Source organism: Citrobacter sp. CK181, assembly GCF_030333595.1.
GTDB classification, from domain to species: Bacteria; Pseudomonadota; Gammaproteobacteria; order Enterobacterales; family Enterobacteriaceae; genus Citrobacter_B; species Citrobacter_B koseri.
The window spans coordinates 785,139-807,256 of sequence record NZ_JAOWFN010000011.1 but is presented as its reverse complement, the minus strand read 5'-3'; the positions used below and the strand labels follow the sequence as shown (position 1 = coordinate 807,256).

Genomic DNA, 22,118 nt, shown 5'->3' with positions numbered 1-22,118 from the left:
GCAATGCCGAAGCATTGCAGGACGCCTTTATCCCAAACGCGCGCAAACCGTCGTTGGTTTGCCGCTAAACTGTTTTCAGAACTCTTTTACCATTTCAGTCCTGCAATTCAGATGCCAACATCAACATGCCCCTATTCCGCCGCTTTTCAGGCGGTACGCGAACGCGCTTGCACCCGAATCTGGCACACGATGCCCAGCCATTGTGCAGCTACCCTTTGGTTGTCACCTGCCAGAGCGATTTCACCGTGAGCAGCGCACGCGCGATGTCCACCATCCGCTGGTTCTTATCCATCGCCATTTTGCGCAGCGACTGCCAGGCCTGCTCTTCAGACAGATTCTGGTGATGCATCAGCACATATTTGGCCTTATCAATAACCTTTCGCTCCTCCAGCGCATCCTGTAGTGACGCCAGTTGCCCGCTAAGCTGCTCCAGCTCCCGCGCCTGTTGCCGCACAACCAGCAGCAACTGCTTATCCCGGCGCAATGAGAACGTATCGTCGGTGGCATCATCCAGCCAGCTGGCGAGCGGCAACGTTGTCTCATCCTGCGCCAGACGGCGCTCCACCGCAGACATTAACTCGGCGATCAGCATCTCCTCGATGCTGCGCAGTTGCTCCAGCCGTTGCGTCTGGAGCGTGAACCAGCGTAAAGCGCTTTCGCCCTTATCGGGCGCAGGCTGGCGCGTACAGGCCAGGCGGCGCCACTGTTCGATAGCGGCTTCCGCTTCGCACTGCTGGCGAAATGCGTGAACCACCGCCGGAGACGCCAGCGATATAAAGGTGTCAAAGCAGAGCTGCTGTCCGTCAATGCGATCCACCAGTTCCTGTCGCATCTCGTGGCTGAACGCCCCTTGCGTGAACCCTATCGCCCCCAGCGCCCGCTCTTGCCCCACCAGCTCCTTACCCTGCATAAAGCTGTACAGCGCGACCATCCCTCCGGCGATGTGGGGATGGTCGATGTTGTCGTTAAGCTGCGGCACAATGCTTAGCAGGTGGCGCAGCGTGCGGCTGTACTGATCCATCGCCTGTGGCGCATCGCTATGCCGTCCACTGACCGCTTCGCGCAGCTGCGGCAACTGCTCCAGACACCAGACAGCCCCGGCGATGCGATGACAGAGCGCGCTGTTCGCCATCGGCCTCATCTCCTGCAACAGGGACTGCAACCGGGCGTGTTCTTCGTCCACCAGCGCGCGGCTGGCGCGTATCTCCGGCCCATAAAGTTGCCCTGCGGAACACAACCAGATGTTGGATGCGCCGCGTTCGCACTGTAGCATATGCACCAGATGGCTAATCCGGGACACCAGCTTCCCTGACTGCGCCAGTTGGCGAAGCTGCGTATTCTCAAGCTGGCGCGCATAATGAAACCATTGGGTGGCGCCGGGGCGGCTTTCCATATTCGTCATCATCGTTGCTCTCCCGGGTAACAGGTCTACCCGTAACTACAAGCAATATCCATGCCCCCCTGACAACAGGAGTCAAAATGCAAAAGATAGTGATCGTCGCAAACGGTGCGGCATACGGTAGCGAAGCGTTATTTAACAGCCTGCGTCTGGCCATTGCGCTACGTGAACAGGCCGGCGACCTCGACCTGCGTTTATTTTTAATGTCGGATGCCGTCACCGCAGGATTACGCGGACAGAAGCCTGCGGAAGGTTACAATATCCAGCAAATGCTGGAGATCCTGACCGCGCAGAACGTCCCGGTGAAACTGTGTAAAACCTGTACCGACGGGCGGGGAATCACCACATTGCCGCTCATTGACGGCGTGGAAGTCGGTACGCTGGTCGAACTGGCCCAGTGGACGCTGGCGGCGGATAAAGTTCTGACCTTCTGATCCCTGGCGCGGGAATTGCCCCTGGTTTCCGCGCACCTTCATTAGCGCTTAACGCGCGTTTAGCCCTGCTGATACTATTTTCTTATGGACGCGGTTGCAGCCTCAAGATTCGCCGCCCGGTAGCCGATAGGATTTCCAATACCACACTGAAGGAAATACTATGTTCAGCTCAATTCGCGCCCGTATTATTGCGGCGACAACGGGATGTCTGGTTGTCGCCCTCCTCCTTAACACGCTGATTAACCTTCAGGTAACGCGTCTCGATAACCAACAAGCGCAGCAGGATACGCTCACCAGTACCAGCGCCAGCCACAGTCTGGCGATTGCCGACTGGGTTAGCAGCAAAATGAATATGATTTCCTCGTTGCAGCAGGCGGCGCTAACCGACGATCCGGTGCCGGTATTTCGTCAAATGGCGCTGGGCGGCGGCTTTACGAATATCTATGTCGGGTATGCCAGCAAAACAGCAAAATTTTCCGATCCGGCAGGCATACCGCCAGATTTCGATCCGACGTCACGTCCCTGGTATCAACAGGTTGTCAGCGCTGACGCCGCCGTCGTTACGGCCCCCTATGTTGATGCCGGAACCGGTAAGCTGGTGGTAACGTTCGCCGTTCCGGTGAAAGAGAACGGCGAACTGAAAGCGGTAGTCGCCGGTGATGTCGCGATGGACGCCGTCGTGGCGAATGTACACGGTATTCGACCGACGCCCGCCAGCAGCGGTATGTTGCTCGACCAAAACGGAACGCTCATCGCCGCCAACGATCCGGCGCTGACGATGAAACCTTTCGCGCAGGTCGTCAGCGGCGTGGATTTCAATCAGGTAAAAAGCGGACACCCTGTTCAGGCGCTGATCGGCGAGAGCAGTAAAACGCTGCTGGCGACGCCGGTGCAAGGAACCCACTGGTGGCTGGTCGTGGCGTTAGACGAAAAAGAGGCGACCTCCGGCATGCTGGCACTGCTGAAGGCGTCCACCCTGTCTCTGCTGCTGTTGGTTCTCGCGGGCGGCGCAGTGATGCACCTTCTGGTGGCTCGCCTGATGAAGCGTCTGTCCACGATCCGCGACGCGATGCATGCCATTGCCAACGGGACGAACGATTTGTCTCAGCGTTTGCCGGACAGCGGCACGGACGAAGTCGCGCAAATCGCCAGGGCGTTTAACGGTTTTAGCGATAAGCTGTCCGTGGTGATGGTACAGCTACGCGATGCCAGCGCCTCGGTGAAAATGGCCGCGCAGGAGATTGCCGCCGGTAACCGCGACCTTTCAGGCCGTACCGAGCAGGCCGCCTCCAGCCTGCGTGAAACCGCCAGCGCCGTTGAGCAAATCACCGCATCGGTCGCCCAGTCCACGGAATCTGCCGCCGAAGCCAACGATCAGGCGCAAAAAGCCTCACAGGCCGCCACGCGCGGCGGCGACGTGGTCTCGCAGGCAATCACGACAATGCAATCTATTGAAGGGGCATCGGCGAAAATCGGCGATATCACCAGCGTGATCGACGGCATTGCGTTCCAGACCAATATTCTGGCGCTGAATGCTTCGGTCGAAGCCGCCCGGGCGGGAGAGCAAGGCCGCGGGTTTGCCGTTGTCGCGGGTGAAGTGCGCAACCTTGCCAGCCGCAGCGCGCAGGCGGCAAAAGAGATTAAATCGTTGATCGACTCCACAACCACCAGCGTCGCGACAGGTTCACGTTATGTTCATCTGGCCGGAGAAAGTATGCAGGAGATCCTGTCCAGCATCGGCCATGTCTCCGGCATCATGCATGAAATCAGCATCGCCACCAGTGAGCAGATGAAAGGCATTCAGGAAATAAATCACTCCGTGAACCACCTTGATCGCATGGTGCAACAGAACGCTGAACTGGTGGTGCAGTCTGCCGCCGCCGCAGGCGCCTTGCAGAGCCAGGCAGGCGAGCTGGCTGAAACTGCCGGGCATTTCCGAATTTAATCTTATAAGGGCGTGTTTTTGTCGAAAGTTACCACGCCCTTTCAATGATTTTCAGGCATTTTGTCATTTTTGTTTAATGGTTATGCCATTTTTTGATCAAAATCAGCATCCGTGAGCTCACCCTTTGGTGTTATGCAATGAGTGAAATGTGAACAACATCACGCAGCACTTCCGCAAGGGAGTACGTTGTTTTCAAGAACGGGGTGAAAAATGGCATTAGTGAAAGCAAGTTTGAAATTGTTTGGTGGGGATACGGTGATAGTGCGTTGTTCTGAACGCTGCCACATCCATTTAATGAGTGAGAAAAAACACGTCAAAGACACGCAGACCGATATTTTAAGCGTGCAGAACCGTGATAATGCCTGGCTGACCGTACCGTACACCGGTGTCTGGAACGTGCTGATCGACAGCCACAGCCAGTCACTGGAACACTCCATCAGTTATATCGCAGCCTGATGTTTTTGCCCCTGGATTCAGGGGCAACGCTCAGGCAAATCCGGGGTTGAACCCCCTTTCCGGCTGATTCTCGCCTAACAAGCCTCTGACTTTCGCCACCAGATCGTTCAGGCAATCGTCCCGCATCCCCAGTCTGGCAAGCTCCTGTTCCAGCGAGAACAGATATTGCGCGTTGGTGCCCAACGGCCCACTGGCGGCAGCGATCAGCGGCGCGATAATCTGAGCGCGAGTATCCGACTCATACAGCGGGTGCCGCGGGTCCATAATAAACACCAGCGCATTGACCGTCCGGCCATCATCCAGCGCCAGCTGGCACCAGGTGGGAAGATAACAGCCAGTAATCATTTCCCGCTTCCACAGCAGCGTCAGCTCCTGCTCCAGCGCGTTCTCCGGCAGTTTATAAGCCACGCCAGTCGTTCGCCCGCCCTCTTTCAGCGCCAGCATCCGTCCGGGCTGGCACACCGTTCCACGCCCTGCCGTCAGACGCAGACAAAACGCCCGGTGCCAGCCGACCAGCGTACCGGTACAGGACTCGTCAAATTCTAACGCCGGATTCCACATCAACGATCCATAACCGAAGATCCACACCGGTCCATCATCGGGCCTGCAAGCAAGCGTCGCCGCCAGTGAAGCGGCCCGTTGTTCTGCTGACCAAAGTAGTGATTCTTCAATAGCGCCAAACGCCGTTTTACAATCGGCATTCAGTAAAAAATCACGCGTTAACACCTTACACCTCCGCCACTGCAAACTTCCCTGCAACACTTTTTTGACGCCTTCCGGGCATTTTAACTGCTCATTTTGAAACCACTAACAGGACAATATGCAATTCAACCGCCGCTTGCAAGGCAACAGACGCTCAACGCGCATCATTTGCCTGGTCTGGCACGAAGACGATCAGCGCTTTTTATGCCACTTATCATCGTCCCCTTTTTGGTAATCATTTTTGACGGCAGCCCAGGCAACCTTATGCGCGGTCTCCTCCCGGCTGGCGTCGTCACGTCTGTCCGCTTTATCTTTATATTGTTCCCAGGCGCTATTAAACGCCTCTTTATAGATATCCTGCGCGTGCGCAGGCAGCACATTCTGAACGCTTTCCGGCAAATCGCTTTTCGTTTTATAAGGCATTGCTGACTCCTCTTTTTGCTGTAAACCTTTAGTGTGGTCAACAATGTTTTGTCTCGCCAGTCGGGTGCTATTTTACTTTTTATTTGTCACTAACCCACTGTTATTCATATGCTCTCTAAACAAGACGTACTTTTTCATTCACTCTGCGGGGAAAAATAGCCCATGCCGTAAAATTACGTAAAAACACAATGATGAAGCCGCGATTTCTGTTATTTTTTACAATCTTTAATACATTTATAATTAAAAACACCTGCGGAGATGGAGAATCATAATGACACACGCACATGAGGCGGTGAAAACCCGCCACAAGGAGACCTCGCTTATTTTCCCGGTTCTGGCACTGGTGGTGCTGTTCTTATGGGGAAGCAGTCAGTCACTACCAGTGGTCATCGGTATTAATATACTTGCCCTTATTGGTATTTTAAGCAGCGCTTTCAGCGTTGTCCGCCATGCGGATGTATTAGCGCACCGACTCGGCGAACCCTACGGTTCCCTTATCTTAAGTCTTTCTGTCGTTATTCTGGAAGTGAGTTTAATTTCCGCATTGATGGCCACCGGCGACGCCGCGCCAACGCTGATGCGCGATACGCTCTATTCAATCATCATGATTGTAACTGGCGGACTGGTCGGTTTTTCTCTGCTGCTTGGCGGTCGTAAATTCGCCACACAATATATGAACCTGTTTGGCATTAAACAGTATTTAATTGCCCTGTTTCCGCTGGCGATTATCGTACTGGTCTTCCCTATGGCGCTGCCAGGGGCTAATTTTACTACGGCTCAGGCGCTGTTAGTGGCGCTTATTTCCGCCGCGATGTACGGCGTTTTCCTGCTGATTCAGACGAAAACGCACCAGAGTTTATTCGTTTACGAGCATGAAGATGAAAGTGATGACGATGACCCGCACCACGGCAAACCGTCCGCGCACAGCAACATCTGGCACGCTGTATGGCTGATCGTACATCTGATTGCCGTTATCGCCGTGACGAAAATGAACGCCAATCCGCTGGAGACGCTGTTAACCGAACTGAATGCGCCAGTGGCATTTACCGGTTTCCTCGTGGCCTTGCTGATCCTCTCCCCTGAAGGGCTGGGCGCGCTGAAAGCGGTGTTGAATAACCAGGTACAGCGAGCCATGAACCTGTTCTTTGGTTCGGTACTGGCAACCATCTCCCTGACCGTACCGGTGGTGACGCTGATTGCATGGGCTACCGGAAATGACCTGCTCTTCGGTTTGGGCGCCCCGGAGATGGTGGTAATGGTGGCCTCACTGGTGCTGTGCCACATTTCCTTCTCGACCGGGCGAACCAATGTGTTGAACGGCGCGGCGCATCTGGCTCTGTTTATCGCTTACCTGATGACCATTTTTGCCTGACGGACAAAAAAGCCCGGTAGCGTTTACGCTTTCCGGGCTTACGAAACCGCGTTTATTGTAGGCCGGATACGGCGTCAGACGCCCTCCGGCACACATCATTCCCGCTTAGTGTTCGGTATCCAGCTCGCCGAAGCTTTTCACCAGATCGTCAATCGCTTTAATTTGCTTCAGGAACGGTTCCAGCTTCGCTAACGGCAGCGCGGACGGACCGTCACATTTCGCATGCTCCGGGTCCGGGTGCGCTTCAATGAACAGACCGGCCAGGCCTACCGCCATACCGGCGCGCGCCAGTTCGGTAACCTGCGCGCGACGACCGCCAGACGCGGCGCCAAACGGGTCGCGGCACTGCAACGCATGGGTGACGTCGAAAATAACAGGCGAGTTACCGGAAACTTTCTTCATCACGCTAAAGCCCAGCATATCAACAACCAGGTTGTCGTAGCCGAAGTTCGCACCGCGATCGCACAGGATCACTTTATCGTTGCCGCCTTCGTGGAATTTGTCCACGATATTGCCCATCTGACCAGGGCTGACGAACTGCGGTTTTTTCACGTTAATGACCGCGCCGGTTTTTGCCATCGCTTCCACCAGGTCGGTCTGGCGAGCGAGGAACGCCGGAAGCTGAATGACATCCACCACGTCGGCGACAGGCTGCGCCTGACTGGCTTCATGAACGTCGGTGATCACTTTCACGCCAAACGTTTGTTTCAGTTCCTGGAAAATCTTCATCCCTTCTTCCAGACCCGGGCCACGGTAAGAGTGAATAGAGGAACGGTTGGCTTTATCAAAAGAGGCTTTGAACACATAAGGAATACCCAGCTTCTGGGTCACGGTTACGTAGTGTTCACAGATACGCATCGCCAGATCGCGTGATTCCAGCACGTTCATACCGCCAAACAGCACAAACGGCAGGTCATTTGCCACGTTGATGTCGCCAATGCTAACCACTTTTTGTTTCATAGGATCGCCTTAACCATGGGTAAAATGTCGATTAATTAATGCAAAACAATTTGCTTGTGCGCAATGGTATTAATCTGCGCACGAATCATTTCGCTGATCGGGTCTTCTGGACACTGTTCAACAAAATAACTTAAATCCGTCAACGCAACATGTTCACACTCCAGTTGCGCATAAATCAGCCCCCGGTCGCGGATCTCGTAAGGGTCTTCCGGGTTAAATTGCAGTAACGCTTCGCTGGCGCGCAACGCCAGTTCCATTTGCCGCTCTTCCATCAAGGAAGATTTCAGCGTATCCAGCAATTTGCGAATGACCTCAGCGTTATCCGCCTCATCCAGATCTTCGTTAAACAGCTCAGCGACCGGGCTAATATTGCCCTTCAGCCAGACTTCCAGCGTATGCTCATCGAGCGTTTCGCCGTTAAATGGGTTGATCAGCCACATTTCCCCCTCCAGCGATTCAATACGCAGAATCAACTGGGTCGGGAAAATGACCGGCACCAATGGGAGACCCAGCCGGTGAGCCAGCCACAATAAGATTGCGCCTAACGATACCGCGCTCCCCTGGCGGTTTTTCAGAACCTGATCGAGCCACAATGCATCAGAAAGACGGTAGACGCCGTGGGTATCTCTGAACCCCCACTCGCCATAAAAAAGTGCCAGCAATTTTTCCAGTTGCTCATCCTGAGACAGGAGCTGGCTAATTTCTTCATGGGCCAGACTGGCCAGACGTTCCAGTTCGTCATAGACCGCTTGCGTCGGAAAATCCAGGCGGATCGATTCCGATGCCAGGATCATCCCATCGCACAGTGGCGCTTTATTAAATTCGAAATCAGCTAACGACCTCATGACTTACCCCAGTAACGGTATTTTTGTGGTGGCGAGTTTAATGATGATGTACAGCACCACCAGCGCCAGCGGGAAGGCGATAACGCGCGCCTGCTGACTGCGCGCCTGACGATAATCAAGCGCAATAAAACCCAAAACGATGTAGATGATAACGCCAAACAACTTCTCAGTCAGCCATGTCCCCTGTACGGTGAATGGCAGGATGTGCGTTTTTATGATCAACCCCGCTCCGCTAAGCAGCAAAACGGTGTCAATAATCGGCGGGACAACCCGCGTCCAGCGTGCGGATGCCAGCGCATGGCGGGTATAGCGCCACCAGAAACGCAGCACGAACAGGCTAACGGAAAGCGTAACGCTGGTCAGATGGACGCCCAGCAGCAGCGTAAATGTATTCATGGCGCGATCCGCCCAAGCGTGATTCGTTCGTTGTCGCCATAATCACGGCAGGTCTCAACCTGAACGTACCCCGCCTGCGTCAACGCGGTTCTGACCGCCGCCCCTTGCTGCCAGCCGTGCTCCAGCAACAGATACCCCCCCGGCGCCAGCGCATGGCGCGCCTGCGCGATAATGTGCGTGATATCCGCCATGCCGCTATCGTCTGCGACCAGCGCCGACAGCGGTTCAAAACGCACATCGCCCTGCGCGAGATGGGGATCATGCGCATCAATATACGGAGGGTTGCTGACGATCATGTCAAATTGCTGCCCCGGCAACGCCGCGAACCAGTCGCTTTGCAATATGCGAACATTGTGAATCGCCAGATGTTGCGCATTACGGCCAGCCAGCGCCACGGCGTCTGGCATACGGTCTACCGCCGTGACTTCGCAGTCCGGTCGCTCTGTCGCCAGCGCCAGCGCAATCGCGCCGGTTCCGGTGCCGAGGTCGAGAATCCGACACGGCGAATCAGGCAGACGCGCCAGCGCCTGCTCGACCAGACATTCGGTGTCCGGGCGCGGGATCAGCGTGGCGGGCGAGACAAACAGCGGCAGTGACCAGAACTCGCGCATGCCAGTCAGGTGTGCAACCGGTTCGCCGCGCTGACGACGCGCCAGCAACTGCGCCAGTTGCTCACGCTGCGTGTCGGTCAGCGTCGTTTCGCCAAATGCCAGAATAAAGGTGCGCGCCTTACCGGTAACGTGACCCAGCAAAATCTCGGCATCACGTCGGGGGCTTTCACTCTCCTGTAAGCGGCTTATCGCCTCGCGCAACCAGTGCTGGTAATCCATTATTCCTGCTCGGACAACGCCGCCAGTTGGTCGGCCTGATGTTCCTGAACAATCGGCTCAATGAGCATGTCCAGTTTCCCCTCCATCGCCTCATCCAGACGGTAGAGGGTCAGGTTAATACGATGATCCGTCACGCGACCCTGCGGGAAGTTATAGGTACGGTTGCGATCGCTGCGGTCACCGCTGCCTAACAGGTTACGCCGGGTTGAGGCTTCAGCCTGCTGACGCTTCGCCGTTTCTGCGGCGTGGATGCGCGCGCCCAGCACCGACAGCGCCTTCGCTTTGTTTTTATGCTGTGAACGTTCGTCCTGGCACTCCACCACGATACCGGTCGGCAAGTGCGTAATACGAATTGCGGAGTCGGTGGTGTTAACGTGCTGACCGCCCGCGCCCGAAGAGCGGAAGGTGTCGATACGTAAATCAGCCGGGTTAATATCCGGCAGTTCGGCCTCCGGCAGTTCCGGCATAACGGCGACGGTACAGGCGGACGTGTGGATACGCCCCTGCGATTCGGTCGCCGGGACGCGCTGAACGCGATGGCCGCCGGACTCAAACTTGAGTCGCCCGTAAACGCCATCGCCGCTGATTTTGGCGATGATCTCTTTATAGCCGCCATGCTCGCCTTCACTGGCGCTCATGATCTCTACCCGCCAGCGACGCGCTTCCGCGTAACGGCTATACATGCGGAACAGATCGCCTGCGAACAGCGCGGCTTCATCGCCGCCCGTTCCGGCGCGCACTTCGAGGAAAGCGTTACGTTCGTCATCGGGATCTTTTGGCAGCAGCAGAACCTGCAACTGTTGCTCCAGTTGTTCACCTTTTTCTTTGGCTTCGCGCAGTTCATCCTGCGCCATCTCGCGCATTTCAGGATCGTCGAGCATCATCTGTGCCGTTTCGATATCATCCTGAACCTGTTGCCAGTCCGTAAAACAGCGAGAAACATCGCTTAATTGCGCATACTCACGCGACAGCGCGCGAAAGCGTTCCTGGTCTGCGATGGTTCCCGCATCACCCAACAGCGCCTGAACTTCTTCATGGCGTTCGTGCAGGGCTTCCAGTTTGGCAACGATAGAAGGCTTCATAGGCGTAAATGCACCCTGTAAAAAATAGATTGGTGTGCTGCTACTCCAGCCCGAGGCTGTCGCGCAGAATATTCAGGCGTTCGTCATCCCCGTCACGGGCAGCCTGTTGAAGAGATTTAGTTGGCGCATGGATCAGGCGGTTGGTCAGTTTCCATGCCAGATCCTGCAAAATGGCTTGCGCGTCGCCGCCCTGTTCAAGGGCTGCCAACGCTTTAACTGTCAGTTCATCGCGTATGTGCTCTGATTGACTACGGTATTCGCGGATGGTCTCGCTGGCGCTTTGCGAGCGCAGCCAGGCCATAAATTCGCTGGCTTCCTGCGCGACAATCGTTTCGGCTTCCACTGCCGCCGCTTTACGCTGCGCCAGGTTATGCGAAATGATGCTTTGCAGGTCATCAACGCTGTACAGATAGGCATTCGCCAGTTTCCCGACTTCCGGCTCCACGTCGCGCGGCACGGCAATGTCCACCAACAGCATCGGCTGGTTACGGCGGCTTTTTAATGCGCGCTCCACCATCCCTTTGCCGATAATCGGCAGCGGACTTGCGGTTGAGCTGATAATAATATCGGCTTCCCGCAGACGTTCGTCGATGTCGCTCAACGAAATAACCTCGGCTCCCACTTCATCTGCCAGCACTTGCGCGCGTTCGCGGGTGCGGTTGGCGATGATCATTTTCTGTACTTTATGTTCACGCAGATGGCGCGCGACCAGTTCAATGGTTTCACCCGCCCCGACCAGCAACACCGTCACCGTGGAGAGGGATTCGAAAATTTGACGCGCCAGCGTACAGGCGGCAAAAGCAACGGACACGGCGCTGGCGCCGATGTCTGTTTCGGTGCGTACGCGTTTGGCGACGGAAAACGATTTCTGGAACATGCGTTCCAGCGCGCTGGCATGCAGATGGCCTTTTTGCGAATCCGCAAACGCTTTTTTCACCTGACCGAGAATTTGCGGTTCGCCCAGCACCAGCGAGTCCAGCCCGCTGGCGACGCGCATCAGGTGGCTGACGGCGTCGTTGTCCTGGTGCCAGTAGAGGCTATTGCGCAGGTCGTCTTCATTGAGATTATGGTAATCACATAACCAACGAATCAGCGCCTCTTGCAGGTTATCCTGTTCTTCAACGCTGAGATACAGCTCCGTACGGTTGCACGTCGACAACACCACGCCGCCCTGCACCATCGGCTGCGCAAGCAGGCTGTCCAACGCCTGATCGAGCGTATCTGGCGAAAACGTTACGCGTTCTCGCAGCGATACAGGTGCCGTTTTATGGTTAATACCGAGCGCTAAAAGGGTCATGTGTGCGGGAATAGTACCAGCGTTGATAAGGTTAGACTGGGTGCATCATACAGGATGCTCGTGGTCAATAAAAGAGACAGCCTCCTTTTGGAGTAATAGCTTACTGTTTAAATTAAGATAACGTGAACGTAGACGATGTACCCGGTCAGCGCTAGCATTAAGGGTTATAACTGCAACCAACCGACGGGTTCAGTTTGTCGGCCTGATAAGCATAGCGCCATCAGGCAATTATCGCACCGTATTACAAGGATTCGTCATCACTATGACCCTGCCTGATTTTCGCCTGATCCGCCTGCTCCCGCTGGCTAGCCTGGTCCTCACCGCCTGTACGATCAATGCGCCGAAAGGTCCTGGCAAAAGTCCCGACTCCCCTCAGTGGCGTCAGCATCAGCAGGATGTGCGCAAGTTGAATCAGTATCAGACGCGTGGCGCGTTTGCTTATATCTCCGACGATCAGAAAGTGTATGCCCGCTTCTTCTGGCAGCAAACCGGTCAGGATCGCTACCGTCTGCTGTTGACCAATCCGCTGGGCAGCACCGAACTGGAGCTGAACGCCCAGCCGGGCAATGTGCAACTGGTCGACAACAAAGGGCAGCGTTACACCGCTGACGACGCCGAAGAGATGATCGGCAAGCTGACCGGAATGCCCATTCCGCTTAACAGCTTACGCCAGTGGATTCTCGGTCTGCCGGGCGACGCCACCGATTACACCCTCGACGACCAGTACCGCCTGAGCGAAGTGAACTACCGCCAGGACGGTAAAAACTGGAAAGTGGTATACAGCGGATACGACAGTAAAACGCAGCCCGCCATGCCGGCAAATATGGAACTCTCTGACGGCAGTCAGCGCATCAAACTGAAGATGGATAACTGGATTGTAAAATGATGACCCACTGGCCATCTCCGGCAAAACTGAATCTGTTTTTATACATCACCGGACAGCGTGCGGACGGTTATCACACATTGCAAACGCTGTTCCAGTTTCTTGATTACGGCGACACGATCGGCATTACGCCGCGCGGCGACGGCGAAATTCATCTTTTGACGCCTGTCGAGGGCGTCGAAAATGACGACAATCTGATCGTCCGCGCGGCGCGGTTGCTGATGAAGACAGCGTCTGCCCACGGGCGTTTGCCCGCAGGCAGCGGCGCGGATATCAGCATCGAGAAACGTTTGCCCATGGGCGGCGGTCTGGGTGGAGGCTCGTCCAATGCGGCGACCGTTCTGGTGGCGCTGAATCATCTCTGGCACTGCGGATTATCGGTCGATGAACTGGCGGAAACAGGCTTAACGCTGGGCGCGGACGTCCCGGTGTTTGTCCGTGGACATGCGGCCTTCGCCGAGGGCGTGGGTGAAATCCTGACGCCGGTAGACCCGCCGGAGAAGTGGTATCTGGTTGCCCACCCAGGGGTAAGCATCCCCACGCCGGTTATTTTCAAGGACCCCGAATTACCGCGCAACACGCCAAAAAGGTCAATAGAAACGTTATTAAAATGTGAATTCGGCAATGATTGCGAGGTTATCGCAAGAAAACGTTTTCGCGAGGTTGATGCGGCGCTTTCCTGGCTGTTAGAATACGCGCCGTCGCGCCTGACTGGTACAGGGGCCTGTGTCTTTGCTGAATTCGATACAGAATCCGCTGCTCGTCAGGTGCTTAAGCAAGCCCCGGAATGGCTCAATGCGTTTGTGGCGAAGGGTGTCAACCTCTCTCCATTGCAAAAAGCCATGCTTTAAGCCGGGCAAGCTGAGTTTCGGTGACAACGTCACCCTGTTCCAGACGTTGCATCGCGCTCTTTAATACACCGCCTGGATAGGATATTGCCTGGCCCGCACAGTTTTCGGCAGATTCTATCCACCAATGGACGCATGCCTGAGGTTCTTCTCGTGCCTGATATGAAGCTTTTTGCTGGTAACGCCACCCCGGAACTAGCACAACGTATTGCCAACCGCCTGTACACTTCTCTCGGCGACGCCGCTGTAGGTCGCTTTAGCGACGGCGAAGTCAGCGTACAAATTAACGAAAATGTACGCGGTGGTGATATTTTCATCATCCAGTCCACTTGTGCCCCTACTAACGACAACCTGATGGAATTGGTTGTTATGGTCGATGCGCTGCGCCGTGCTTCCGCAGGCCGTATCACCGCCGTTATCCCTTACTTTGGCTATGCGCGTCAGGACCGTCGTGTACGTTCCGCTCGTGTACCGATTACCGCAAAAGTCGTCGCTGACTTCCTGTCCAGCGTTGGCGTTGACCGCGTTCTCACCGTTGACCTGCATGCTGAACAGATCCAGGGCTTCTTTGACGTTCCGGTTGATAACGTATTCGGTAGCCCAATTCTGTTAGAAGATATGCTGCAACTGAACCTGGATAACCCGATTGTGGTTTCTCCAGATATCGGTGGCGTTGTGCGTGCCCGCGCTATCGCTAAGCTGCTGAACGATACCGATATGGCGATCATCGACAAACGTCGTCCGCGCGCTAACGTTTCTCAGGTGATGCACATCATCGGTGACGTTGCCGGTCGTGACTGCGTACTGGTTGATGATATGATCGATACCGGTGGTACGCTGTGCAAAGCAGCAGAAGCACTGAAAGAACGTGGTGCCAAACGCGTATTCGCCTACGCGACTCACCCGATTTTCTCAGGCAATGCGGCAAACAACCTGCGCAATTCTGTGATTGATGAAGTCGTTGTCTGTGACACCATTCCACTGACCGATGAAATTAAAGCACTGCCGAACGTGCGCACGTTGACACTGTCGGGTATGCTGGCCGAAGCGATTCGTCGTATCAGCAACGAAGAATCCATTTCAGCTATGTTCGAACACTAATCGAACCCGGCTAAAAAACCCGCTGCGGCGGGTTTTTTTGTCTGTAACTCTTATTTGTATGACCAATGCCTCCTTCACCTGCCATTTAGTTGACAGATGATGCGCTCATGGATGAAACATTATTGTGAACAGAATATTTTCCTCACATGTGATGCCTTTCCGCGCCCTCATCGACGCTTGCTGGAAAGAAAAATATACCACCTCACGGTTCACCCGTGATGTGATTGCCGGGGTAACCGTCGGGATCATCGCTATCCCGCTGGCGATGGCGCTGGCAATTGGCAGTGGTGTTGCACCGCAGTACGGTCTTTATACGTCCGCTGTGGCGGGAATTGTTATTGCCTTAACCGGCGGGTCGCGCTTCAGCGTCTCCGGCCCGACCGCCGCATTTGTCGTTATTCTCTACCCGGTATCGCAACAATTCGGGCTGGCAGGTCTGCTGGTCGCCACCCTCATGTCCGGGGTGTTCCTGATCCTCTTCGGCCTCGCGCGTTTTGGCCGCCTGATCGAATACATTCCCGTATCGGTCACGTTAGGTTTTACATCAGGGATCGGCATCACCATCGGGACAATGCAGATTAAAGATTTTCTCGGTCTGCAAATGGCCCATGTGCCGGAGCATTACCTACAAAAAGTCGGGGCGCTGGTTATGGCGTTGCCGACCATTAATCCGGGCGATGCCGCTATTGGCGTGGTGACGCTCGGTATGCTGATTTTCTGGCCGCGTCTGGGGATTCGTCTGCCGGGCCATCTTCCGGCGCTGCTGGCGGGCTGCGCCGTTATGGCCGTGGTTAATCTGCTGGGTGGTCATGTGGCGACGATTGGTTCACAGTTCCACTATGTGCTGGCCGATGGTTCGCAGGGCAACGGCATTCCTCAGTTGTTGCCGCAGCTGGTATTGCCGTGGAATCTCCCGGATTCAGATTTCACGCTAAGCTGGGATTCATTGCGGGCGTTATTGCCAGCCGCTTTCTCGATGGCGATGCTGGGGGCGATTGAATCCCTGCTGTGCGCGGTCGTGCTCGACGGCATGACGGGCACCAAACACAAAGCAAACAGCGAACTGATCGGCCAGGGGCTGGGGAATATCGTAGCGCCGTTCTTTGGCGGGATCACCGCGACGGCAGCGATCGCCCGTTCTGCGGCAAACGTGCGCGCAGGCGCGACCTCGCCCATTTCCGCCGTTATCCACGCAATTCTGGTCATCCTCGCCCTCCTCGCGCTGGCTCCCCTGTTGTCATGGCTGCCGCTTTCCGCCATGGCCGCGCTGCTGCTGATGGTTGCGTGGAACATGAGTGAAGCCCATAAGGTGGTCGATTTACTGCGACATGCGCCCAAAGACGACATCATCGTGATGATGATGTGTATGTCGCTGACGGTGCTCTTCGATATGGTGATTGCGATCAGCGTCGGGATTGTCCTGGCTTCCCTGCTGTTTATGCGCCGTATTGCCCGTATGACGCGCCTCGCGGCGGTAAACATCACGGTTCCCGATGATGTGCTGGTATTACGCGTTATCGGGCCGCTCTTTTTCGCCGCCGCGGAAGGGTTATTTACCGACCTCGAATCACGCATTGAGGGTAAACGCATTGTGGTGCTGAAGTGGGACGCCGTTCCGGTACTGGATGCCGGTGGTCTGGACGCCTTCCAGCGCTTTGTGAAGCGTTTGCCGGAAGGTTGTGAACTGCGCGTCAGTAACGTGGAATTCCAGCCGCTGCGTACCATGGCCCGCGCCGGTATCAAACCCATTCCGGGTCGTCTGGCATTCTTCCCGAACAAAGATGCCGCGCTGGCGGATATCTAATCCCGACTGCCGGTCTGTATCTCAACAGACCGGCAAGTTTTCTTATTGAAAACTGGTTTTCTGCGTCTGGCTTGTTATTATCGTTTTCCTGATATTTGTTAGCGATAACCGATATGAAACCAACCTCTCCGTTTGTTTTTCGTGAAATAACGCGGGACGATATTCCTGCCGTACAGTCCTTTATTATTCGGCATCTTAATCTTTATTTTAATGCCGGCAGAGCATTACCCACTGCGAGTGACGACGTATTCGACCTCCGGGGAAATTATCTTGAGCGGGAAAGAAACCAATTGTTCGGCGTCTGGAATGAACAACAGCAGATAATTGGAACGCTGGCGATATGTCAGTACGATGACAGAATAGAGATGTTGCACGGTCGTTATAATTTACCGGAGACAGCTGAGATTTGTCGCTGCTATGTCGATCAGCATTATCGCAGGCAAGGTATTGGCAGCCAACTGGTCTCGCTGGCTGAACAATTTTGCGAGCAGCAACACTATAAAATATTATATTTGCACACCCATCATTTTTTACCCGGCGGGTATCAATTCTGGCGGCGAAATCTGTTTAACGTCTTCATGGATGTGGGCGACGAGTGGCAGATCGTGCATATGGAAAAACCGTGTAAATATATTGTTACCAGCGACAATATTGATAACATTCACTGTTTATAATAACGCCTTCTTTCTCATCGCGATTAATTGATCAACGTCAATCAATTCTCATTTGCCTTTCCGTTATTACTTGCGGTTGCAATAATCACCACTCCAACAAAAACACAACTATTTGAATTTAAATTAATTAATATAAAAATCGCCATAAAGTATGATGTTTTTGCTCTTTTTTCATACGGTTGACGAGGTTATTGATTGCCGATACAGTCGCCAGTGACAGTATTCATAACACAGCCGTTGTTTTGAAAGGAATATGGTGCGGATTATTTTAATCTCATTCCATAGCTGCCCCCGCAACTGTAGGCGGATACCGAATATCTGCGTGTGGTTATTGTAACCACCGGTCACTGTAAAGATTTGCTTTATGGGAAGACCGATATTCTGATTACCGCGAGCCAGGAGACCTGCTGTCAGGGTTGTACACATTGAGTGGACGGGATGGTCCATGGGATGATTTATTTGGCATAAATACCATTATGAATTGATGAGCCTATTCCTGCTGAGATTTTGCATTCTCATAATTTCATCATTCAATGTCATCTATCGTCATGTACCTGTCCCGATATATGGAACCAAATAAACCATGACCAGACGTTCAGATTCTGGCATGTACAGGACGATAACAATGTACGCAGACTTTACTTTACCTCATAAAAAATACCTTCTGGCTGTGGCTGGCGCAGCGTTATTATTCACATCAGGATTGACTCATGCAGCAAAAACAGTCTATCCGTTGACGATTAAAAACTGCGGCCGTGATATTACCTTCAATAAAGCCCCGGAACGCGTTGCCACGGTCGGGCAAAACAGCACTGAAATTCTTTATTCCCTGGGACTGGCCGAGCGCGTTGTCGGCACATCGCTGTGGTTCGGCCCCGTCCCGGATGCTTACAAAGCGGCAAATGAAAAAGTGGCCGTGATTGCGCAGAACATCCCCAGCTTTGAAGGCATTATTGCCAAAAAACCGGATTTGGTCGCCAGTCAGTTTGAATGGCAAATTGGGCCTGCCGGAACCGTCGCCTCTTACGAGCAGTTTAGCGAGTTGAACGTGCCGGTATATACCGCGCCTGCGGACTGCGCTAAAGACAACGAAGACGGTGGCGACGGTGTACGTAAAGGCATGTTTGATATTGCTATGGTTTATCAGGAAGTCTCCGATCTGGCGAAAATTTTTGACGTGCAGGACAAAGGCGATGAATTGATCGCCAGTCTGAAGGCCCGTGAAGCTGCCGCCAAAGACAAAATTGCCGGAATGGATAAAAACGTCTCCGCCGTATTCTGGTTTTCCAGCGCCGATCTGCAACTGGACCCCTATGTGGCCGGGAAATTTGGCCCTGCCGCATGGATCGCCCAGACGCTGGGGGTGAAAAATGTGATTGATTCTGCTGAAGAGTGGCCAACCGTTGGCTGGGAAACCATCGCGAAAGCCAGCCCGTCCGTCATTGTTCTCGGTGAAATGAGCCGTCGTCGTTTCCCGGCAGATGACTGGCAGGTCAAACTGGAATATCTCAAGTCCGACCCCGTGACTAAACTCATCCCCGCCGTGAAGGAGAACCATCTGCCAGTGGTGGATGTGCAAACAATGAACGCCGGCATCAGAACGATAGATGGCGTCGAAAAACTCGCAGATGCGTTGGTTGAATACGGTCTGGCGCATCCGAAAACGGCTCAATAATCTTTATGTCGCGCTATGTCTTACCGGGCATAGCGCGCCTCTGGTATTCAGGATTGCAGGTAGATGATGAGCGAAACTCGCAGGACGCGTCGCGCTGTCGGCCAGTTAACGATAAGAATCGGGGGACACGCCCTTTGGGTCAGCGTGTTAATGTGCTGCGTTCTACTGGCGGGGATCTCCATTGGCGAGACGTTTATCCCCTGGCAGCATGTCATCCATACGCTTTCTAACCAGTTCTTTGATACGCGCTATGCCGTTGATGCGCTGGATGCGGGCATTATCTGGAACTATCGCCTGACGCGGGCGTTGGTTTCTGCCTGTTGTGGCGCATGTCTGGCGGTTTCCGGCGTCGTATTGCAGTCATTGCTACGAAACGCGCTGGCAGAGCCTTATCTACTGGGGATCTCTGCCGGCGCCTCGACCGGCGCTGTTCTGATCGCCTTAACAGGGCTTGGCGCTGGGATCGTCAGCATGTCGCTTGGGGCTTTTATTGGGGCGTTAACGGCTTTTCTTTTCGTGGCGTTACTGGCGATCGCCGCCGGGGGGAGACAGGGAAGCGCCACCACGCAAATCATCCTGGCCGGGATCGCCAGTTCACAGTTATTTAATGCCCTCACCTCGCTAATCATCACTCGCTCAGCGAATGCGGAACAGGCCCGTGGGATTATGTTCTGGCTGCTGGGCAATCTGAGCGGCGTTCGCTGGCCAGATGTCGTTTTGGCCGTCCCTACCGCGCTGGTCGGTGTGGCGTTATGTTTTTGTTACGCCCGTCATCTGGATGCGTTTTCGTTTGGCGCAGAGTCCGCAGCGTCACTTGGCATCCCGGTAAAACGCACGCGCGGAGTCCTGATTGCCGCCGTTACCGGGATGACGGCAATTATGGTCTCCATTGTCGGGGCGATTGGTTTTGTTGGCCTGGTGATCCCTCATGCCGCCCGCCTGCTGGTGGGTAATCAACACCATCGATTGCTGCCGGTCAGCGCCATGATCGGCGCCATTTTTCTCATTATCGCCGACGTAATCTCCAGGACATTACTTCCCGGGCAGGTGTTACCCATCGGGGTGATTACGGCGCTTGTAGGCGCACCTGCGTTTTCCATCATTTTGATCAGAGGAAACCAGACAAAATGACGGTAAATTCTGCTCTCACCGCTCCACGCTATCCTTCTGCAACAGTCCGAAGCCTGGTGCAGGCGCAGCAACTGCACTGGGAAGTAAAAGGCAAAGCCATCGTCAGCGACGTCTCTTTTCACGTCGCGCCCGGTGAGTTTGTCGGCATTATCGGCCCCAATGGCTCAGGCAAAACATCACTGATCTCATTGCTTGCCGGTTTACTGAAACCCTCATCAGGCAGCGTAACGCTGGAGAATAAAAATATCCGCCATTACTCGCGCCGCCATTTAGCGCAAAAAGTGGCGCTGGTGGAACAACAAGCGGAAACCAGTGAACGTCTCACCGCATTGCAGGCTGTCTCTCTGGGGCGCACCCCGTGGTTGAGTCTGCTCTCGCCCTGGTCTAAAAAAGATGACGATATTGTCCAGACCATGCTGGAGAAGGTAGATCTACAGCGCGTACAAAATCGCTGCTGGAATACCTTTTCTGGCGGGGAAAAACAGCGTCTGCATATCGCCCGGGCCCTGGCGCAGCAACCGAAAGTGCTGCTGATGGATGAACCCACGAACCATCTCGACATTCAACATCAGATAGGTCTGCTTAATCTGGTGAAACGCCAGAAGCTTACCGTCATTGCGGCTCTGCACGACCTGAACCATGCCGCCATGTTCTGCGACCGCATTCTCGTAATGAAAGCGGGTCAACTGGCGATGCAGGGCAGCCCTGCAACCATTTTTACGCCTGAAAACCTCAGCCAGTGGTTTGGCATTAATGCCATCGTTGAGCAGGCGCCGGATGGATTGAGCTGCTTCATCCGCTACCAACGACCGGAATAAACACCTAAGGGAGAACCCATGAAATTGATTAAGCAAAGCCTGAGCATGTTATGTCTGTTAGCGCTGACCACCACGGCTTTCGCTCAGACCCACGAAGTGCTGATGAAAAACAGAGGCGCGGGCGGCCCGATGGTATATGAACCTGATTATCTGGCGATTCAGCCAGGCGACACCGTGAAGTTTATTCGCAAGCATAAGAGCCATAACGCTGCGTCAATCGCAGAGCTTTCGCCAGCAGGCTACCCCGGATTTATCGGCAAGATTGATGAGGAAATTGAGGTCAAGTACGACAAACCTGGATTTTACGGTATTAAATGCACCCCGCATTACGCGCAAGGGATGGTGATGCTCATTAAAGTGGGTGATGCAACCCTGCCTGACAGCTATCGAACCTTTAAGGCGCCGGGGATCGCGGATAAGCGTTTCCAGGACATTTATACACGCATTGAGAAACAGTAATCCAGATACGCGAAAATGGTGAGGGGCGCACGGTGGCGGATAAAAAACAGAGCAATGAAGACGTTCAGGTACAGCGGCGAGAATGCCTGTGTAAACTCACAAAATTTGTCGGGGCTGCGGGTGTCACCGCCGCCGTCTGGCCGCTCATCACCGCACTGGGGCCGGATGATAAAACCGTAGCGGAAAACGAACCTGTCGATGTCTCTCTCGCCGGGGTTGCCGTCGGCCAGACGGTGAAAAGAGTCTGGCAGGGAAAGCTTATCCTTATTCATCACCGTACCCCGGAGGAAATTCGCTCAGCGCAGCAGGCGGATGTCCATCGTTTTATCGATCCGCAGGCTGACGGCGAACGTATCAAGACAGAGTATCCGCAGTGGCTGGTCATTCAAGGTTACTGCCCCCACGCAGGCTGTGTGCCCAATGCCAAACCCGGTGGGCAAGGCTGGGTATGCCCTTGTCATGGCTCGGAGTTTGACACTTCAGGGCGCGTCACGCGGGGGCCCGCTACGGCGAACCTCGCAATCCCCGATTACGCGTTTCATCCTGATGGCCTGACTGTGCGTATTGGCGCGAAGGAAGTCTGA

General features: G+C 54.5%; 23 protein-coding genes and 1 riboswitch. Of the genes, 14 read left to right on the top strand and 9 right to left on the bottom strand.

Annotation, left to right across the window (positions count from 1 at the left end):
• Positions 1–208: 208 nt before the first annotated feature.
• A complete protein-coding gene (nasR, locus tag OGW17_RS07920; RefSeq protein ID WP_081353188.1) occupies positions 209–1,405 on the bottom strand; it encodes a nitrate regulatory protein NasR in 1,197 nt (398 codons plus the stop codon).
• Positions 1,406–1,479: 74 nt separating this feature from the next.
• Here nasR and OGW17_RS07915 point away from each other — a divergent pair, with 74 nt between their 5' ends.
• The 3 genes from OGW17_RS07915 (at position 1,480) to OGW17_RS07905 (ending at position 4,234) form a co-directional block, all read left to right on the top strand.
• Complete coding sequence (locus tag OGW17_RS07915; protein WP_049010651.1) at positions 1,480–1,833, top strand: DsrE/DsrF/TusD sulfur relay family protein; 354 nt, start codon at positions 1,480–1,482, stop codon at positions 1,831–1,833.
• A 160-nt stretch (positions 1,834–1,993) separates the two neighbouring features.
• Entirely contained in the window at positions 1,994–3,778 is a 1,785-nt protein-coding gene (locus OGW17_RS07910; protein WP_071258436.1) for a methyl-accepting chemotaxis protein, read from the top strand.
• A gap of 210 nt (positions 3,779–3,988) precedes the next feature.
• Positions 3,989–4,234, top strand: coding sequence for a DUF1883 domain-containing protein (locus tag OGW17_RS07905; RefSeq protein WP_012132167.1), 246 nt, complete (start codon positions 3,989–3,991; stop codon positions 4,232–4,234).
• A 30-nt stretch (positions 4,235–4,264) separates the two neighbouring features.
• On the opposite strand, the gene OGW17_RS07900 is transcribed toward OGW17_RS07905, so the two are convergent.
• Both OGW17_RS07900 and chaB read right to left on the bottom strand, forming a co-directional pair.
• A complete protein-coding gene (locus tag OGW17_RS07900) occupies positions 4,265–4,960 on the bottom strand; it encodes a gamma-glutamylcyclotransferase (protein WP_058669238.1) in 696 nt (231 codons plus the stop codon).
• A gap of 168 nt (positions 4,961–5,128) precedes the next feature.
• Complete coding sequence (gene chaB / locus OGW17_RS07895; RefSeq protein WP_012132165.1) at positions 5,129–5,359, bottom strand: putative cation transport regulator ChaB; 231 nt, start codon at positions 5,357–5,359, stop codon at positions 5,129–5,131.
• Positions 5,360–5,630: 271 nt separating this feature from the next.
• Between chaB and chaA the strand changes: the two genes are divergently transcribed.
• The gene (chaA, locus tag OGW17_RS07890; protein WP_012132163.1) at positions 5,631–6,731 is read left to right on the top strand and encodes a sodium-potassium/proton antiporter ChaA; all 1,101 of its coding nucleotides are present in this window, start codon (positions 5,631–5,633) and stop codon (positions 6,729–6,731) included.
• Between the two features lie 105 nt (positions 6,732–6,836).
• On the opposite strand, the gene kdsA is transcribed toward chaA, so the two are convergent.
• Genes kdsA through hemA form a run of 6 tightly spaced genes read right to left on the bottom strand, consistent with a single transcriptional unit; the run spans position 6,837 to position 12,141 of the window.
• Entirely contained in the window at positions 6,837–7,691 is an 855-nt protein-coding gene (kdsA, locus tag OGW17_RS07885; RefSeq protein WP_012132162.1) for a 3-deoxy-8-phosphooctulonate synthase, read from the bottom strand.
• Between the two features lie 35 nt (positions 7,692–7,726).
• Positions 7,727–8,536 carry an invasion regulator SirB1 gene (gene sirB1, locus OGW17_RS07880; RefSeq protein ID WP_012132161.1) on the bottom strand — a complete coding sequence of 270 codons (810 nt, stop codon included), beginning with the start codon at positions 8,534–8,536 and terminating at the stop codon, positions 7,727–7,729.
• 3 nt (positions 8,537–8,539) lie between these two features.
• Entirely contained in the window at positions 8,540–8,932 is a 393-nt protein-coding gene (gene sirB2 / locus OGW17_RS07875; protein WP_071258439.1) for an invasion regulator SirB2, read from the bottom strand.
• Positions 8,929–9,762 carry a peptide chain release factor N(5)-glutamine methyltransferase gene (gene prmC, locus OGW17_RS07870; RefSeq protein ID WP_071258441.1) on the bottom strand — a complete coding sequence of 278 codons (834 nt, stop codon included), beginning with the start codon at positions 9,760–9,762 and terminating at the stop codon, positions 8,929–8,931. Before prmC ends, sirB2 begins: the two co-directional genes overlap by 4 nt.
• Positions 9,762–10,844 (bottom strand): peptide chain release factor 1, encoded by a 1,083-nt coding sequence (gene prfA, locus OGW17_RS07865; protein WP_012132158.1) that lies wholly within the window; start codon positions 10,842–10,844, stop codon positions 9,762–9,764. Before prfA ends, prmC begins: the two co-directional genes overlap by 1 nt.
• Before the next feature lie 40 nt (positions 10,845–10,884).
• Positions 10,885–12,141, bottom strand: coding sequence for a glutamyl-tRNA reductase (gene hemA, locus OGW17_RS07860; RefSeq protein WP_047463424.1), 1,257 nt, complete (start codon positions 12,139–12,141; stop codon positions 10,885–10,887).
• 262 nt (positions 12,142–12,403) lie between these two features.
• On the opposite strand from hemA, the gene lolB reads away from it, so the two are divergent.
• The 10 genes from lolB to petA all read left to right on the top strand — a co-directional run bounded on the left by lolB (position 12,404) and on the right by petA (position 22,118).
• Positions 12,404–13,027 (top strand): lipoprotein insertase outer membrane protein LolB, encoded by a 624-nt coding sequence (lolB, locus tag OGW17_RS07855; protein WP_058669240.1) that lies wholly within the window; start codon positions 12,404–12,406, stop codon positions 13,025–13,027.
• The gene (ispE, locus tag OGW17_RS07850) at positions 13,024–13,875 is read left to right on the top strand and encodes a 4-(cytidine 5'-diphospho)-2-C-methyl-D-erythritol kinase (protein ID WP_071258442.1); all 852 of its coding nucleotides are present in this window, start codon (positions 13,024–13,026) and stop codon (positions 13,873–13,875) included. Before lolB ends, ispE begins: the two co-directional genes overlap by 4 nt.
• 150 nt (positions 13,876–14,025) lie before the next feature.
• The gene (prs, locus tag OGW17_RS07845) at positions 14,026–14,973 is read left to right on the top strand and encodes a ribose-phosphate diphosphokinase (protein WP_001518537.1); all 948 of its coding nucleotides are present in this window, start codon (positions 14,026–14,028) and stop codon (positions 14,971–14,973) included.
• Between the two features lie 124 nt (positions 14,974–15,097).
• Entirely contained in the window at positions 15,098–16,777 is a 1,680-nt protein-coding gene (gene dauA / locus OGW17_RS07840) for a C4-dicarboxylic acid transporter DauA (protein ID WP_081353189.1), read from the top strand.
• Positions 16,778–16,890: 113 nt separating this feature from the next.
• Positions 16,891–17,451 carry a GNAT family N-acetyltransferase gene (locus tag OGW17_RS07835; RefSeq protein ID WP_071258448.1) on the top strand — a complete coding sequence of 187 codons (561 nt, stop codon included), beginning with the start codon at positions 16,891–16,893 and terminating at the stop codon, positions 17,449–17,451.
• A 200-nt stretch (positions 17,452–17,651) separates the two neighbouring features.
• A riboswitch (cobalamin riboswitch) is annotated at positions 17,652–17,877 on the top strand.
• 199 nt (positions 17,878–18,076) lie between these two features.
• Positions 18,077–19,126, top strand: coding sequence for an ABC transporter substrate-binding protein (locus tag OGW17_RS07830; protein WP_024130290.1), 1,050 nt, complete (start codon positions 18,077–18,079; stop codon positions 19,124–19,126).
• Between the two features lie 66 nt (positions 19,127–19,192).
• Complete coding sequence (locus OGW17_RS07825; protein WP_024130289.1) at positions 19,193–20,257, top strand: FecCD family ABC transporter permease; 1,065 nt, start codon at positions 19,193–19,195, stop codon at positions 20,255–20,257.
• Positions 20,254–21,075, top strand: coding sequence for an ABC transporter ATP-binding protein (locus OGW17_RS07820; RefSeq protein WP_071258450.1), 822 nt, complete (start codon positions 20,254–20,256; stop codon positions 21,073–21,075). The genes OGW17_RS07825 and OGW17_RS07820 overlap by 4 nt, the downstream gene beginning before the upstream one ends.
• An 18-nt stretch (positions 21,076–21,093) precedes the next feature.
• Positions 21,094–21,534: a pseudoazurin gene (locus OGW17_RS07815; RefSeq protein WP_049010130.1), complete on the top strand. Its 441-nt coding sequence runs from the start codon at positions 21,094–21,096 to the stop codon at positions 21,532–21,534.
• A 32-nt stretch (positions 21,535–21,566) separates the two neighbouring features.
• Positions 21,567–22,118 carry a ubiquinol-cytochrome c reductase iron-sulfur subunit gene (gene petA, locus OGW17_RS07810; RefSeq protein ID WP_071258452.1) on the top strand — a complete coding sequence of 184 codons (552 nt, stop codon included), beginning with the start codon at positions 21,567–21,569 and terminating at the stop codon, positions 22,116–22,118.